Source organism: Nodularia harveyana UHCC-0300 (genome assembly GCF_034931085.1).
Classification (GTDB): domain Bacteria; phylum Cyanobacteriota; class Cyanobacteriia; order Cyanobacteriales; family Nostocaceae; genus Nodularia; species Nodularia harveyana.
This window is the reverse complement of sequence record NZ_JAYGHG010000004.1, coordinates 38,221-54,292: the sequence shown is the minus strand read 5'-3', so window position 1 is coordinate 54,292 and position 16,072 is coordinate 38,221. Positions and strand designations below refer to the sequence as shown.

Sequence of the window (16,072 nt, the reverse complement as noted above, 5' to 3'; positions counted from 1 at the left end):
ATCTTGATTTATACAAGTTAGCACTTAAAGACCAGATTGCCTCATGGTATGACCTTTCTGTTGTGAGTCAGTTAAATTGAGAGGTTATTTGCTGTAGTTATATAATCGATCAAGTACAAATAAGTAACTTACTCAGAGCAATTTTTACTTAATATCAATTCTGAGGAAGGATGTAGATTATTTTGATCCCTATGATGTTGGTGACGTAGATGGTCGCTTTATATGGGTCTTAAGGTCAAATATAAAACAAAGGCACAGAGGAGCCAGTGCAGTTTTGGTGGTTTCCTTCATGAGCCAGTAGCTTAACACTGAGAAATCAGAAATATAGGTTTTTACAAATTATTTACCAGATAATTAAACCTTCAGAATTAGGGAGTGTTTAGTCCTTCTAGTTACTTTGACTCAGTACAAGTTGCTCAGGGCGAGCCTGTTCCCTGGTATAACTGGATTATAATATGAGTTAAAATTATGCTCATCAAGTGTGGGATATTGACAGCAAAATTGCTGAGTGATTTCTAGTTAAATCAGCACTCAGCAATAAGTAGAATTTGAGTTGTGTTTTAGTAGGCTCCGTTATTTTTGGGTATAATAACGACATCAATTGTTTTAAAAATTATCCATAAATCCAGCCACAAATTTCTAAATTTGACATAATGCAGGTCTATTTGAACTCTTCTGGGATAAGGAATGTCATTACGTCCAGAAACTTGCCATAATCCAGTAATTCCTGGACGGATTGTTAAAATATGATCAATGTGACAACCATATTTAGGAAGTTCTGAAGCTACTAAGGGGCGGGGTCCAACAACACTCATATCTCCTTTGAGAACGTTCCAAAATTGAGGAAATTCGTCTAAGCTAGTAATTCGCAAAAAATGCCCAATTTTGGTAATTCGGGGGTCTTTTTTGAGCTTAAAGCTGCTTTCAAATTCCTGTCGCAAATGGGGCGATGTTTCCATGATTTGCAAGAGCATTTCATCCGCGTTGCTGACCATTGTACGAAATTTAATACAATTGAAGGTCTTGAAGTTTTTACCTACCCGTTTTTGGACATAAAAAATTGGACCTTCTGAGCTAGAAACAATCAGTAAGGACAAAATTAAATAAACGGGGAAAAACAAAATCAAGACTAACAGGGAAAACACTATATCAAATAGTCGTTTAGCGAACTCTCCGTTTAAACCCTGAACAGACAAACCTCTAGGTTTCAGCTTAGGCGTTTTGGTTTTTTGGCCGCGTCTTAAAAAAATACGCGTAGACGCGCTAGTATCTTGCCGTTGGGCTTTGCCATTCCTGAAGGGTAGGTATCGCTTACCGGAGAGGAGTGAGCTCTGGGCAGTCATCATACTCCTTAATTATCCACACCACACATAATCCCAATCTTAAAGCCAAACTGAACTGCTTCTGGGGATAAATTACCAAAAGCCCACAAAAAAACTAATTAAATGCTGCTAATTAGTTTCTGGGTGTTGTTTTTTGTGGCATTGATCTATAAATTTGAGATAGCGATCGCCAAAAACTTGTGATGAAAATTGGGAGGCGTGCGATCGCATATACTCGGAATTAAAAGCACCTTGATAAATTTCAAATTTTTCTACTGCCTCCATAACTGCTGCTACTGTTTGTGTTCTAAAAAATAGCCCTGTGGCTGTATCCATATCAGAACCCAAATCTCGCACGGTTTCTAAAGCACCACCTACACCATAGGCAATTACTGGAGTACCACAAGCTTGAGCTTCTACTAAAGCGATGCCAAAATCCTCGCAGGCTGCATATACAAACGCTTTAGCTCTCGCCATATATTTTTTTACCACATCATCAGGCTGCCATCCTAATATTTGAATATTAGAGTTAGCTAAATCACGAATTTTGCTCATTTCTGGCCCTGTACCAATAATTACTAGTGGTAGCTGTAACTGATTAAAAGCTTCGACTATTAAAGATACTTGCTTATAACTGACTAACCGGGAAACTGTCACATAAAAATCTGATTTTTCAGCTAAAAATGGCAAATTATCAACGTTGACTGGGGGATAAATAACCGTTGCTTCTCGCCTATAACAGCGCCAAATCCGCCGAGCTGTATGTTGGGAGTTAGCGATGAAATAATCAACGCGATTAGCACTCAAGACATCCCACTGGCGCAAACTATGCAATAAATACCGGGTTATCCAGCCAGCAGCACCATTACCCAACTTACTTTGGTGGAGATAATCAAAAGTTAAGTCCCAAGCATAGCGCATGGGGGTATGGCAGTAACAAATATGCAATTGATTGGGGGTTGTGATGACTCCTTTAGCAACAGCATGGGATGAGGAGAGAATTACATCATATTGCCGTAAGTCCAATTGTTCAATAGCTAACGGCAATAAAGGCAGGTATTTCTGCACGCCATTACGAGCATAAGGCAACTTTTGTAGAAATGTGGTGCCAATCTGACGTTGATATAGATAACTTTCGGAATTGCTGGATTCAAAATCAATTAGGGCATATAAATTGGCATCAATGTGATTCAGAATTTCCTGCACGACTAGTTCTGAACCGCCTGTAGCTTGCGGTGTCAGCCACTCATGAACCAAAGCGTATTTCAAGGACACTGCTGACTTTCATAGATAGGGAAAACTCATCAATTTACAGGGTGAATTGACAAGTTTGTTTGTGAACGAGAAATGGGAACTACCCCAGATTGAGCATGAGACGTAATTATCTCAAAATATGTTCCAGATAGATACTGCAACCTGATAACCTCAAATTAGGGAGTGGGGAGTTACTTCGACTGCGCTCAGTAACCGGGGGAGTGGGAAACATATAAAAATTACAAACGGGGAATTTATGCGAATTTTGATCATGGGTGGTACTAGGTTTATCGGTGTTTACCTCACTGAACTGCTGGTGGAACAGGGACATGAGGTGGTACTGTTCAATCGTGGTAATCGTGTATTACCCCCTTTGCCGGGATTAGGACAAATTATAGGCGATCGCACTAACGCCACTCAATTAAAGGAAAAATTATCATCAGAAAAATTTGATGTTGTTTTTGATAACAATGGCCGGGAACTCACTGATACTCAACCATTAGCGGAAATTTTGCAAGACCAAGTGCAACATTTTGTGTATATGAGTTCTGCGGGGGTGTATCTCAAATCTGATCAATTACCGCACATCGAAGGTGATGCTGTAGACCCGAAAAGTCGTCACAAGGGTAAGCATGAAACAGAAGCTTACTTAATGCAACAAAATGTACCTTTTACTGCCATTCGCCCTACTTATATTTACGGGCCGAAGAACTATAACGATTTGGAAAGCTGGTTTTTTGATAGAATTGTGCGCGATCGCCCTATCCCCATTCCTGGTAATGGCTTACATATTACCCAGTTAGGTCATGTCAAAGATTTAGCCCAAGCGATGACACAGGTAATCGGTAATTCCCAAGCTATAAGACAAATTTATAATATTTCGGGCGATCGCTTTGTAACCTTCGATGGTTTAGCCCGTGCTTGCGCCGTAGCTGCTGGTAAATCACCGGATGCTGTGAAAATTGTGCATTACGACCCCAAAAAATTTGATTTTGGCAAACGCAAAGCCTTTCCCATGCGAGTCCAGCACTTCTTTGCATCAGTCAACAAAGCCATGACAGAATTAGCTTGGCGACCTGAATATGATTTAATTTCCGGATTAGCTGATTCCCTAGAAAACGATTATCTCAAAACTGGGCGGAATCAAGCTGAAATTGATTTCTCTCTGGATGACGAGATTTTACAAGCTATTTAGAGATTTTCCCGGAGATTGTCGGCTTTCCTGTTTGACTATGGAAAGCCAATTTCCACTGGGGTAATTACGATATATTATGACTGAATTATCACCAGATTCACCTGATAACATTTTTAGGACTTACGCACAGTCTACAAGTTCTTGGCGTTCTTGGCGACTTGGCGGTTCGATAAATTAAGCTTTTCCGCAATTTTTGCGTAAGTCCTAATTTTAATTCAGAGTTAGTTTTTTAATAATAGGACTTACGCAAAATTATGAAAAAACGTTCGCGTAGCGCATACCACAAAGGACAAAAAGGACACGTTCGCGTAGCGTCTCCCCTTGGGAGAAGTCAAGAGGGTTTGAGAGAGTTCTTGCGTAAGTCCAAAATAAGTTAATTAGGGGTTTTTATCAGATATGCAAACAGTTTTAGTAACGGGTGGTGCTGGTTTTATTGGTGCTAATTTTATTCTGCAAGCTAGAAAAGCAGGATGGGCTAATATTATAAATTTGGATAAGTTAACTTATGCTAGTAATTTAGGAACTTTAGCTGAATTACAAGAAGATCAAAACTATCATTTTATCCAGGGAGATATTGGTAATTTAGAGTTAGTCACTTATTTATTAGAAAAATATCAGCCAGAGGCTGTGATTAATTTCGCGGCTGAAAGTCATGTTGACCGTTCTATTTTAAGTCCTGAAGATTTTATTCAAACTAATGTAGTGGGTACATTTAAATTATTGGAAGCTAGTCGGTTTTACTGGCAAAAATTATCCTCTGCAAAACAGCAAAGCTTTCGCTTTCTCCACGTATCTACCGATGAAGTATACGGTTCACTCAGTCCCCAAGACCCAGCTTTTCGGGAAGATACACCCTATGCACCTAATAGTCCTTATGCAGCATCTAAAGCAGCATCTGACCATTTTGTGAGGGCTTATTATCATACTTATGGATTCCCTACTTTAACTACAAATTGCTCTAACAATTATGGTCCGCGTCAATTTCCTGAAAAGCTGATTCCTCTAACTATCCTCAATGCAATAGAAGGAAAACCCTTACCTATATATGGGGATGGGCAAAATATCAGAGATTGGCTGTATGTTATCGACCATTGTGAAGCTATTAACCTAGTTTTGCAAAAGGGAAAAGTCGGCGAAACTTATAATATTGGTGGACTTAATGAAAAAACTAATTTAATCGTTGTAGAAAAAATTTGTGCAATTCTTGATGAGTTAGCACCTAAAGCTAATTTTTCCCATTCTTCTTTAATTACCTTTGTGAAAGACCGTCCGGGACATGATCGAAGATATGCTATTGACTGTAGTAAAATAAGTCATGAATTAGGCTGGAAACCTCAAGAAAATTTTGATAGTGGTTTATTGAAAACTGTGCAGTGGTATCTCAATAATTCTGATTGGGTGAATCAGGTACATTCAGGTGAATATAAATCCTGGATAAAACAAAACTATGAAAATCGTGTTGGGGGTAAGAGTTAAACGCAAAGGGGCGCAAAGGTGAACGCAAAGGGGTGCGGAGAGGGAGTTATCGTTAATGGTTGGTGGTATCTTTTGCAGGTGGAATGAGATAAATTCCGCCAGATATTAATGTTAAAGTCACTGAAACCCAAAAAGCTATCAAAGCGGGAGTTGACCACACAGTTGATAAAGGTGCAATTAATAGGGCTATTGCTATTATTTGACTGACGGTTTTCAGTTTACCCCAAATATTTGCCCCTGTGATGATAGTTTGATTGACTCGCCAACCGGCGATCGCCAATTCCCGTGCTAAAATCACAAATACGCCCCAAGCGGGAATTTCTCCTAATTCTACTAACACTAATAACGGCGCAAGTACGAGTAATTTATCCACCAAAGGATCGAGAAATTTACCTAAATCAGTAATTTGATTGAGTTTTCGTGCTAAATAACCATCTAACCAGTCAGTTAACGCTGCGACTAAAAATATTGTTAAACATATCCATCTAGCTTCGGGTGTGGGATTATATAAACCATACAGTAAAAACGGTATTCCCAAAAGTCGAGAAAATGTAATGGCGTTGGGTAAATTCATAATTTTAAACAATCAAATAATTGCCCTAATGTCAACTGTAAATTACTCACTAATTCTGGTAATGGTAATATATCTTGTTCCTCTTCTAAAAATATTGGTTGCTGCTGATGGGGATAAACTATAACATTATATTCTTCTGGGTCAATTAACCAACCTAAGCTAGTACCATGATTTAAACAATATAAAATATTTCTGGTTACTTTGGTGGTGTTTTGTTGAGGAGATAAAATTTCAATTGTCCAATCTGGATAAGTATTAAATACATTGGCAACATTCCCTTTTTCATCAACAGGGATTCTCTCCCAAGCAAATACCGCTACGTCTGGAACAATTGAACGTCCGCCAAATGTACAGCGTAATTCTGGAAAGGCTAAAGCAATTTTTCCCGGTTTGACTATACTATTAATTGTCGTAATTAATTCACCTTGAATTGTACTATGTTTACCTTGAGGCATAGGTTTTTGAATGATTTCGCCGTTGATATATTCGCTGGCTGGTTCTGTTTCTGGTAATTGTAAAAATTCTGCTAAAGTTATCTGGCGCGTTGGTGTTTTTATCATAATATTTTGCTGATGCTATTTAACATCAAGTTTAGCTTAATTGAATCTGTGTAATTCTTGGCTGCTTGTGTATCTTGGGAAAAAAATATCAGCAAATAGTCTACTTGCATGGCATGATCTGTATTTTGAGATTATCCACAAAATCCTATGACTGAGAATACAGATTTTCGGATTGAACGCGATTCAATGGGCGATCGCCAAATCCCTAGTAACGCTTATTACGGCATTCAAACACTACGGGCGATAGAAAACTTCAAAATTAGCGGCATTAAGCCCTTGCCTACTTACGTAGATGCCTGTTTAATCATTAAAAAAGCTACCGCTATCGTCAACGGAGAATTAGATTGCATTCCCTCAGATATCAGTCAAGCAATTGTACAGGCGGCTGATGAAATCCTGAGTGGGAAGTTACGAGATCAGTTTGTGGTGGATGTTTACCAAGCCGGTGCGGGAACTTCTCACCACATGAATGTGAATGAGGTTTTAGCAAATCGCGCCTTAGAAATTCTCGGCGATGAAAAGGGTAATTACAAACGGGTTAGCCCCAACGATCATGTAAACTACGGACAGTCTACCAATGATGTGATTCCCACAGCTATCCGCATTGGGGGTTTATTAGCACTTACTCATACATTACACCCAGCTTTGGAAAAAGCGATCGCATCATTAGAAACCAAAGCCGAAGAATTTCAGCACATCGTCAAATCAGGGAGAACCCACCTCCAGGACGCTGTACCTGTGCGTTTAGGCGAGAACTTCCGGGCCTGGGCGCAGATATTATCAGACCACCAAAACCGCATATATACAGCCTCTGGGGATTTAATGGTTTTAGGTTTAGGTGGAAGTGCAGCTGGGACAGGAATGAATACCCATCCCCAATATCGCGCCCGTGTAGTAGAAGCCATTGCCGAATTGATAGGATCACCCTTAGAACCTGCACCCCATTTAATGGCAGCAATGCAGAGTATGGCTCCCTTTGTCAACGTTTCCGGCGCTTTACGCAACTTAGCCCAAGATTTAGCCAAAATATCCCATGATTTGCGGTTAATGGACTCAGGACCCAAAACCGGTTTTAAAGAAATTCAATTACCTCCAGTGCAGCCTGGTTCCTCAATTATGCCCGGTAAATATAACCCAGTCATGGCAGAGATGACATCAATGGTATGCTTTCAGGTAATGGGCTATGATAATGCGATCGCCTTCGCCGCCCAAGCAGGACAATTAGAATTAAACGTCATGATGCCCCTCATTGCCTATGACCTGATTCACAGCATTGAAATTCTGGGTAACACCATCACCGCCCTCACAGAACGCTGCATAGAAGGAATTACCGCCAACAAAGAACGTTGTTTAGCCTATGCCGAAGGCAGTTTAGCATTAGTCACAGCACTTAACACCCACATTGGTTACTTAAACGCCGCAGCTGTAGCCAAAGAATCTTTAGAAACTGGTAAATCTCTCAGACAAATTGTCTTAGAAAAAGGCTTAATGACTGAAGCAGAATTAGCAACCGTCCTCAACTTAGAACAAATGAGCGCCATTGTTCCTTTAACATAATTTGTGTCAAAATCTCCCCTCTTCTTAGCCAGGAGAGGGGTGGAGTGTGAGGTAAAAAATGAGATTGGGAATGCGATCTTCAAGTTTGCTACTATATATATAGTAATAGTAGTTGAAATAGCTGATAATCCAATTATGAAAACAGTTGATAAAAGTCAATTAAAAGCTAATTTATTAGAATTTCTGCAACTTGTAGAATTAGAAGGTGAAGAAATTTTAGTTACTGATGGATGTAACCCAGTAGTGAGAATTTCTCAGTACGAAAAACCTCCGACAACCGCAGAAATATTTAAAAATATGCGTGGGAAAGTCAAGTATTTTGAAGATTTAACTACCCCCACTACTGAAGAATGGCAGGAAGTATAAAAGTTATCCTTGACACCTGCGCTCTTATCTGGTGGAGTTTAGACCCAGATAAACTTTCTCAACGCGCAAAAGAAGTCTGTGACTACATGGAGAAGGAAAAGAATGGTTTAGTTACATCAACTTCAGTCTGGGAAATAGCTATCAAGATTAAAAACAAAAAATTAGATTTAGGAGTAGATATTGATGAGTATGTCACCACTCTCAAAAAGTCTGATGTTATCCGTATTATCCCAATTGATGAAGACATTTGGTTAGAAAGTGTCAATCTAGAATGGGAACACCGAGATCCAGTAGATAGAGTAGTTGTAGCTGTTGCTAAAATCAATCATGCTGCTATTATCACAGCAGATAAAAAAATAGCTAATTTCTACCCTTTAGTAATTTGGTAAATTTTAATCTAAATACTCATATCCTCTAATTTTTGCTCAAACTTCCTGGTTTCTGACCAAAAATAGATTTTATTTATATAATTATGGCTATATTAATACATAATATTATCCATGCAGACGCAAAAACCATCAGTCAGCCTAATTCAAGCTACCTCCTACGAAAGCGAGGCTTTACGGGCATCTTTAGTTACCCTGCTGGAACCTTTCGGCGGGATATCTGCCTTTGTGAAACCAGGAAATAGAGTATTACTCAAACCCAATCTCCTCACAGGTTCCCGTCCTACCAAAGAGTGTACAACTCGCCGAGAACTGGTTTATGAAGTCGCCCAGATGGTAATAGCAGCTGGTGGTCAGCCATTTTTAGGCGATAGTCCCGCCTTTGGTAGCGCCAAAGGAGTCGCAGAAGCTAATGGCTATCTCCCGCTTTTAGAAGAATTAAATATACCCATCATTGAGTTCCACGGTAAACGTTACGAAACAGTCAACGAAGACTTTAATCATTTGCGGCTATGCAAAGAAGCGATGGAAGCAGATGTAGTGATTAACTTACCCAAAGTCAAATCACATACACAGTTAACTTTAACAATGGGAGTAAAAAACCTCTTTGGTTGCGTTCCTGGTAAAATGAAAGCTTGGTGGCACATGGAAGCTGGGAAAGATGCTGACAAATTTGGTGAAATGTTAGTAGAAACTGCCAGAGCAATTAACCCCAATTTAACTATTTTAGATGGTATTATCGGTCACGAAGGTAATGGGCCGAGTGGTGGCGAACCTCGTGATTTAGGAATTTTAGCCGCAGCTATAGATGTATTTGCTTTAGACAGGGCAATTGTAGACATCCTTAATGTCCCACCCGAAAAAGTCCCCACAGTTGCAGCTTCTCAAAGGTTGGGTGTTTGTCCAGAATTAGCCGAGATTGATTTTCCAAATTTACATCCTGATTTACTGAAAATCACAGATTGGCAACTACCAGATAAGTTAACGCCCATTGATTTTGCCATGCCGCGTGTGATTAAATCTACCTTTAAACATCTCTATATTAAGTTTCTCAAGGAACCAATGAGTGTTTATAGTAGAGGATGATCACTGGAAAATTAGGCGTTATTAAAATCTGGCTTTAACTGTTGAGAAATCAAACGGAATGGCGAGACTTAATAACGTCTGAAATTATTACAATATGAGTTAATTACTACATGGAAATATAAATTTTTGCAGTAGTAATAATTTAATGATTTAGTTACTAGCAATGAAAAATAGAAGCACCACATATATAACCCGCATAGGCAATTTTCCTCTAATAAATTTGGTATCTCAACCTATAATGTTTATATACGATTATAATTTTATTCACGTCCTACTACAGAGAATGTTTGAATTATGCTCCAAAGATTATATGTACACAACTATCGATGTCTAGAAAACTTTGAACTTACCATGAAAGAGATGTCATCTGCTCTCTTAATTGGCAAAAATGGTGCTGGTAAATCAACTATTTCTTCCGCGTTAGAGGTATTTCAATCTATTGGTAGAGGTATCAATAGAGTTGGACAACTTGTACAGTCCCAAGATTTTGCTCGTGGGAGGTCTGATGTTCCTATTCGGTTAGAGATAGAAGTATTACTTGAGAATAAATTATATAAATATGTCCTAGCTCTAGAATTACCAGAAAACTTTAAAGAAATGCGAGTTTTTGAAGAGCAATTATTAGTTGATCACAATACACTTTATTCTCGAAAAGAAGCACAAGTTAATCTTCATTCTACCTTCCAGAATCGGGAGGCTCAATTTTTAGTCGATTGGCATTTGGTAGCCCTACCACTGATTCAGGAGCAGTCTGAAACTGATCCGCTTCACACTTTCAAGATTTGGCTAGCTCATATAATTATATTAGCACCGATTCCCAGCTTAATGACTGGAGATTCCTACGGCGAAACTTTAGAACCAAAACGAGATGGTGCAAATATTGGCGAGTGGTTTTCTGGTTTACTTGGTAGATATCCTGCTGCTTACAGGGAGATTGACAAATATCTACGAGAAATTATGCCAGATTTTCAAGATTTTCTCAATGAACTTATTGGTAAAGACTTCAAAAGCTTGGTTGTTCGATTTGAAGAAAACAATGCAAATCTCAGTGTGAACTTTGAAGACTTATCCGATGGTGAGAAATGCTTTTTTCTCTGTGCTGTGGTGTTAGCAGCTAATAAGTTCTATGGACCACTTTTTTGCTTTTGGGATGAACCGGATAACTATCTTTCTATCTCAGAAGTTGGACATTTCATCACTTCACTGCGACGCTCATTTAAGAACAGTGGACAAATTTTAGCAACTTCTCATAACCCTGAAGCTATCCGCAAGTTTTCTAATGAAAATACCTTTTTGCTTGATAGAAAAAGTCACTTAGAGCCTACTTTAATTAGACCGCTTAGTGATATATCTCTGACGGGGGATTTGATAAATGCCTTGATTTGTGGCGATATCTCATTATGAGCATTAACAAGAATAAACCGCACGTTTTTATCTTACCTGAAGATGATGCTAATCGCCAGCTTGCCAACGGATTTATTCAAGATTTAAACGTGAATGCTCGTGCTATTCAAATTCTACCAATTGCTAATGGGTGGAAAAAAGTTGTTGATAAGTTCATGAATGATCATGTCCGTAAAATGCGACAATATCCACAAAGTATGATGGTGTTACTCTTGGACTTTGATGAGTGTGAAGATAGATTAATTTATGTAGAAAGTCATATTCCCGAAGATATAAAAAATAGAGTGTTTGTTTTAGGAGTACAATCTAATCCAGAGAGTTTAAAGAGATATATTCAAAAGACTTTTGAGGCTATTGGAGAAGCACTTGCTAAAGATTGCTCTGAAAATAAGAATGAATTATGGGGACATCCCCTTCTCATACATAATCAAACTGAGTTAGAACGAATGATTTTATCTGTTAAACCATTTCTGTTCCCAAAATAGATCCATAAATACAGCAAAGTTAACCTCAATGAGTTAAAGAAGGGAAGGAAGCTAGAAAGGATTGGCGAAGTTTTACTCAAAAATAGGATGAGAAGCTGAATTGACAATCTACCCATATATAGATTGACAAAAGCGAAGTATTATTGCTTAGAGTTGGCTTTGATGATGTGGGAATTTTTATTTGGTGCGATCGCCCCATCATTAGCTTCAAATCTCAGTGTTATAACTGTATTTTAATACTTTCTTAATATTTATTATAGTCAAATTCACAGAGTCTTACTGATTTTTAACTACGGAAGATTTATCTAAAAAAATATTTTGTTCAGAGAAATATAGTTATGTAAATTTTCGGGTATATTAACTGTGACTAAAACTAGCTAAATCGTTAAAACTATTGTTGCCACAATATTTTAAAGTGTTACAATAATATTATGGTTATCTAGTTGAAATAAATAATTAATATATGCTCAGATAAAAAAGGTGATTTATCATGGCAGTATTTAACCTTTACTTAACCTGTGAATAAGAAATTACATTCCAGAAGTGTAAATTATTAATCACTAGGTCAAGGTGTCAACGTTTTTCTGTAACTTTGTATCAAAAAGTGCAGTTAAAAAGCTGCAATTATGACAATGGTCAAAAGGGGTGAACTTTTTGACTGCTACATAGTTGACAGAGAAAAAATAGTTAGAATAACATCAAGACTCTCTTTACAGAGAGTAAACCTCCCAAAAAAGTGACGAATTTCAAATTTGTATGGATGCAAATAGCCAGTCTGCCAGCCCTACCGATACATATTCCCATCGTTTGGCAGACATTGTGGGAACTGCGATCGCTCTAGTGACTCTAACACTACCTGTGTTTGTCATTGCCCACTACTCGACTGATGTTTCAAATAACCAGCAAACGCAAACCTACACACTGCCAAGAAGTGGAAATTAAACAACAGTTGCAAGCATTATTTCACAGCAAGTTAACTCGAAAAAGGAGAAAGCAGCTTGTGAGCTAATATTTTGGATGTATATTTAACTGTGCATAATCTGGATCTGTATTGTCTTCTGACTGATTCCGATATATGTATGGCAAGTTTTTTACTGTCTTACCAGATATAGATATCTGAATTATCGAAAGCGTTGCGGGGAGTTCTCACAACGCTTTTTGCTGTTTTGGCTAGATGTATACTTGCGATGTTGAATAATTACATCCATATTTGGGTAAGAAGTTCATCTGGGCTAGAGAATTTTACAAACATGATTTATGTGGCGTATCTCAGCGAATCACCGAATTTATGCGGTCGTGAAACGATAAAATATATAAGCTCAGTTGAAACTCTTACGCAATCGTGAAAATTCTGCATGAGGGAGAAATTCGCAAAGGGCGATGATTAGCCCCAGAATCCCCGGCGATTTATTGCGGGAAGTGTCAAAGAAGGAGCCAAACTCAGTGCTACTTAAATTTATCGTTATCAGAGGAGTTTTTTTGTGGACTTATCCCGTATTCCAGCCCAGCCAAAACCCGGTCTACTCAATGTTTTAATTGAAATCCCTGGTGGGAGTAAAAATAAATACGAGTTTGACAAGGACTTGGAAGCCTTCGCTTTAGATAGAGTGCTTTATTCTTCCGTAAGATATCCTTATGACTACGGCTTTGTACCGAATACTCTAGCTGATGATGGCGATCCTTTGGATGGGATGGTGATTATGGATGAACCAACCTTCCCTGGCTGTGTGATACCTGCACGACCCATTGGGATGTTAGAAATGATTGATGGCGGCGATCGCGATGAAAAAATTCTTTGTGTTCCTGACAAAGACCCGCGTTACGCTGGAGTAAAATCACTGAAAGATATAGCACCACATCGCTTAGATGAAATCGCTGAATTTTTCCGCAGTTATAAAAATTTGGAAAAAAAGGTGACAGAAATTCTTGGTTGGCAAGATGTTGACAAGGTTTCAGCTTTAGTCGAAAAATTCATCAGGGCTGCTAAGGCATAATCTCAAAGTTATGAGTTATAAGTTGTGAGTTATGAGTTGTATTTTTAACTCTTAACTTCTAACTCTTAACTGTCCATCACCTGTAAAGAGACAGTAGTCGGTTAGAATTTGCCAAAATTGCTTCAAAATCTGAAAAAAATGCAGCGCACTATCCTTTTAGCAAAAATTCATAACTGTACTCTCACCGGAGCGAATATTAACTACGTGGGTAGTATTAGCATCGATAAAGTTTTATTAGAAAAAGCGGGAATTTTACCTTATGAACAAGTGCAAGTAGTGAATAATGCCAACGGTGAGCGTTTTATTACTTATACAATACCGGCTCCGGCTAATTCCGGAATAATTGAACTAAATGGGGCGGCGGCACGTCTAGGCATTCCAGGCGATCGCGTGATTATAATGGCTTATGGGCAGTTCACTCCAGAAGAGTTAAAAAATTACTCTCCGACAGTAGTCATTGTGGATGAAAAAAACCAACTTTTAGAAGTGCGGCACTACGATGATCTCCTCAGCAAGGTTTAACTGGCAGGAAAAATGTCAAATTTTCAGTTATCGGGTTGCCAAAGTTACTTAACAGAAGAGCCAATGATTCACCACAGTAGTCCTGTTGGTCAGTTTCTGGTGAAGTTTTGGGGTGTCAGAGGTTTAATTCCCACTCCATCTAGCCGCACCAAGCGCTATGGAGGGAATACTGCTTGTATAGAAATATATGTAGCCGGTAAACATCTAATTTTTGATGGTGGTACAGGTTTACGGAAGCTGGGAAAAACTTGGCAGAAACTAGAGAAACCAGTAGAAGCGCATTTATTTTTTACGAACTCTCAATCAAATCACATTCAAGGATTCCCTTTTTTTGCGCCAGCATTTGTCAAGGAAAATTGTTTCCATATTTATGGTATAGCGGCCTCAAATGGCGCTTCTATTAAACAATGTCTGGGTGATCAGATGCTCCAGCCTCTATTTCCCTATCCTATCCAGGCAATGCAATCTGAGTTGCGATTCTACCACCTGAATCCAGGCTGTGAGATTAACTTAGATGATGTCACTATTACCACAGCATTAATACATCAAAGTCAAAAATCAGTTGGCTATCGCGTCACTAATGAAGAATATACTGTTGCCTACGTTACAGATTTACACAACAATCTTCAGCAGATAGAACGCGATCGCATTTTACGGATTGTTCAAGATGCTGATTTACTCATTGCCAATGCTACCTACAATCCTCCCACAGCTTATAACTATGAGTCCACTGATGTCCATTGGAAAACTGCTGTAGAGTTGGCAAACATTGCAGGGGTGAAACAGTTAGTTATTTCTCAACACCACCCTGACGATAGCGATGATTTTCTCGACAAAGCACAACTAGAAATTCAATCTGTCTTTCCTAACGCCTTACTAGCCAGTGAAGGTTTAGTCTTATCTGTAGATAATCAGTCAATATCTTCATAAAAGAGTCGCTGATAAAACCACACTCACCCGTTCGCGCCATCGTGTTGCAAGGCATAGGGGAGTGTGTGGAGTAATTGACATACCTCCTCGTCCTAAAGAAGCGAGGATTCCTTGACACTTCGCTGGAACACGCCACAAGTGTTCTTATCGTCCCTCCATGTCCGTGTCACGCAATTGTAAATCTAACTTTGTTCTTGAGGGACTTGTGGTATTTCTGCTGTCAGCTTTTCTTTATCCAGACGGCGTTTTTTCGCATAAAGCTGAATCGTCACCGCCATTAAAATTATCAAGCCGAAAACTCCCCAAACTGTAATATCTGTGGGGAGATTATTCTTGAACACAGCCAATAACACAATTACCAGCAACATGACTGTAGGCGCTTCATTTAAAGCCCGTAACTGCTGACCACTCCAGCGACATTCATCTGCTGCTAACTGCTTCATCAGACGACCACAGTAATGATGATAACCGAGTAAAATCGCAACGAATAATAGTTTAATATGCAACCAACCTTGTTTTAAAACTTCCGGTTCCGTGCTTAATAAACCGATTGCCATTGCTACCGTCACCAACATTCCTGGCGTGGTAATGATATTGTAGAGCCGCTTTTCCATAATCTGATACTGATTTTTCAGTATGGTTTTGGCTGGTTCTGGCTCTTGATTTGCTTCCACATGATAGATGAATAAACGTACCAAGTAAAATAGACCGGCAAACCAAACTACAATCCCTATAAGATGAAATGCTTTAAACCAGGAATAAGCCATGAATTCAAATCTCCCTCAATGTGATTTTGATGCCTTTTTAGTGGTAATAAAAACTCGAAAAATGCAGTCTTAGATAATATTATAAGTCTGCCACTATAGCATTATTTACTAAGCTTAACTATACTTTAACTTAAAGAAATAAAAACAAATATATTATTATTTCCTTGTTTTATTTATAGCAATTTAAAAGTCAA

At 38.6% G+C, this 16,072-nt stretch carries 17 protein-coding genes; 12 read left to right on the top strand and 5 right to left on the bottom strand.

Features of this window, described 5'->3' with window-relative positions; genetic code table 11:
• Positions 1–560 precede the first annotated feature (560 nt).
• Both VB620_RS03935 and VB620_RS03930 read right to left on the bottom strand, forming a co-directional pair.
• Positions 561–1,343 carry a sugar transferase gene (locus VB620_RS03935; RefSeq protein WP_323194994.1) on the bottom strand — a complete coding sequence of 261 codons (783 nt, stop codon included), beginning with the start codon at positions 1,341–1,343 and terminating at the stop codon, positions 561–563.
• A gap of 108 nt (positions 1,344–1,451) precedes the next feature.
• Positions 1,452–2,597 carry a glycosyltransferase gene (locus tag VB620_RS03930; RefSeq protein WP_323194839.1) on the bottom strand — a complete coding sequence of 382 codons (1,146 nt, stop codon included), beginning with the start codon at positions 2,595–2,597 and terminating at the stop codon, positions 1,452–1,454.
• Positions 2,598–2,832: 235 nt separating this feature from the next.
• Between VB620_RS03930 and VB620_RS03925 the strand changes: the two genes are divergently transcribed.
• Together VB620_RS03925 and rfbB are read left to right on the top strand one after the other, a co-directional pair.
• A complete protein-coding gene (locus VB620_RS03925) occupies positions 2,833–3,771 on the top strand; it encodes an NAD-dependent epimerase/dehydratase family protein (protein WP_323194838.1) in 939 nt (312 codons plus the stop codon).
• Positions 3,772–4,167: 396 nt separating this feature from the next.
• Positions 4,168–5,247 (top strand): dTDP-glucose 4,6-dehydratase, encoded by a 1,080-nt coding sequence (gene rfbB / locus VB620_RS03920; protein WP_323194837.1) that lies wholly within the window; start codon positions 4,168–4,170, stop codon positions 5,245–5,247.
• A gap of 52 nt (positions 5,248–5,299) precedes the next feature.
• Here rfbB and pgsA read toward each other — a convergent pair whose 3' ends face one another.
• Together pgsA and VB620_RS03910 are read right to left on the bottom strand one after the other, a co-directional pair.
• Positions 5,300–5,821 (bottom strand): CDP-diacylglycerol--glycerol-3-phosphate 3-phosphatidyltransferase, encoded by a 522-nt coding sequence (pgsA, locus tag VB620_RS03915; protein ID WP_323194836.1) that lies wholly within the window; start codon positions 5,819–5,821, stop codon positions 5,300–5,302.
• Complete coding sequence (locus VB620_RS03910) at positions 5,818–6,381, bottom strand: Uma2 family endonuclease (protein WP_323194835.1); 564 nt, start codon at positions 6,379–6,381, stop codon at positions 5,818–5,820. The genes pgsA and VB620_RS03910 overlap by 4 nt, the downstream gene beginning before the upstream one ends.
• 147 nt (positions 6,382–6,528) lie before the next feature.
• Here VB620_RS03910 and VB620_RS03905 point away from each other — a divergent pair, with 147 nt between their 5' ends.
• The 10 genes from VB620_RS03905 to VB620_RS03860 all read left to right on the top strand — a co-directional run bounded on the left by VB620_RS03905 (position 6,529) and on the right by VB620_RS03860 (position 15,111).
• Positions 6,529–7,938 (top strand): aspartate ammonia-lyase, encoded by a 1,410-nt coding sequence (locus VB620_RS03905; RefSeq protein ID WP_323194834.1) that lies wholly within the window; start codon positions 6,529–6,531, stop codon positions 7,936–7,938.
• Between the two features lie 135 nt (positions 7,939–8,073).
• The gene (locus VB620_RS03900) at positions 8,074–8,304 is read left to right on the top strand and encodes a type II toxin-antitoxin system Phd/YefM family antitoxin (RefSeq protein ID WP_323194833.1); all 231 of its coding nucleotides are present in this window, start codon (positions 8,074–8,076) and stop codon (positions 8,302–8,304) included.
• On the top strand, positions 8,289–8,693 hold the full coding sequence (locus VB620_RS03895; RefSeq protein WP_323194832.1) for a type II toxin-antitoxin system VapC family toxin: 405 nt from the start codon (positions 8,289–8,291) through the stop codon (positions 8,691–8,693). Before VB620_RS03900 ends, VB620_RS03895 begins: the two co-directional genes overlap by 16 nt.
• A 111-nt stretch (positions 8,694–8,804) precedes the next feature.
• A complete protein-coding gene (locus VB620_RS03890) occupies positions 8,805–9,776 on the top strand; it encodes a DUF362 domain-containing protein (RefSeq protein ID WP_323194831.1) in 972 nt (323 codons plus the stop codon).
• Between the two features lie 294 nt (positions 9,777–10,070).
• On the top strand, positions 10,071–11,180 hold the full coding sequence (locus tag VB620_RS03885; RefSeq protein ID WP_323194830.1) for an AAA family ATPase: 1,110 nt from the start codon (positions 10,071–10,073) through the stop codon (positions 11,178–11,180).
• Positions 11,177–11,665, top strand: a complete 489-nt coding sequence (locus VB620_RS03880; protein WP_323194829.1) for a hypothetical protein — start codon at positions 11,177–11,179, stop codon at positions 11,663–11,665. The genes VB620_RS03885 and VB620_RS03880 overlap by 4 nt, the downstream gene beginning before the upstream one ends.
• A 756-nt stretch (positions 11,666–12,421) precedes the next feature.
• Positions 12,422–12,607, top strand: coding sequence for a hypothetical protein (locus VB620_RS03875; RefSeq protein WP_323194828.1), 186 nt, complete (start codon positions 12,422–12,424; stop codon positions 12,605–12,607).
• A 539-nt stretch (positions 12,608–13,146) separates the two neighbouring features.
• On the top strand, positions 13,147–13,659 hold the full coding sequence (locus VB620_RS03870) for an inorganic diphosphatase (protein WP_323194827.1): 513 nt from the start codon (positions 13,147–13,149) through the stop codon (positions 13,657–13,659).
• Between the two features lie 138 nt (positions 13,660–13,797).
• Entirely contained in the window at positions 13,798–14,181 is a 384-nt protein-coding gene (gene panD / locus VB620_RS03865; RefSeq protein WP_323194826.1) for an aspartate 1-decarboxylase, read from the top strand.
• Positions 14,182–14,193: 12 nt separating this feature from the next.
• Positions 14,194–15,111, top strand: coding sequence for an MBL fold metallo-hydrolase (locus VB620_RS03860; protein WP_323194825.1), 918 nt, complete (start codon positions 14,194–14,196; stop codon positions 15,109–15,111).
• A 182-nt stretch (positions 15,112–15,293) separates the two neighbouring features.
• Here the strand turns inward: VB620_RS03860 and hemJ are convergent, their stop codons facing one another.
• Positions 15,294–15,878: a protoporphyrinogen oxidase HemJ gene (gene hemJ, locus VB620_RS03855; RefSeq protein ID WP_323194824.1), complete on the bottom strand. Its 585-nt coding sequence runs from the start codon at positions 15,876–15,878 to the stop codon at positions 15,294–15,296.
• Positions 15,879–16,072: the final 194 nt, after the last annotated feature.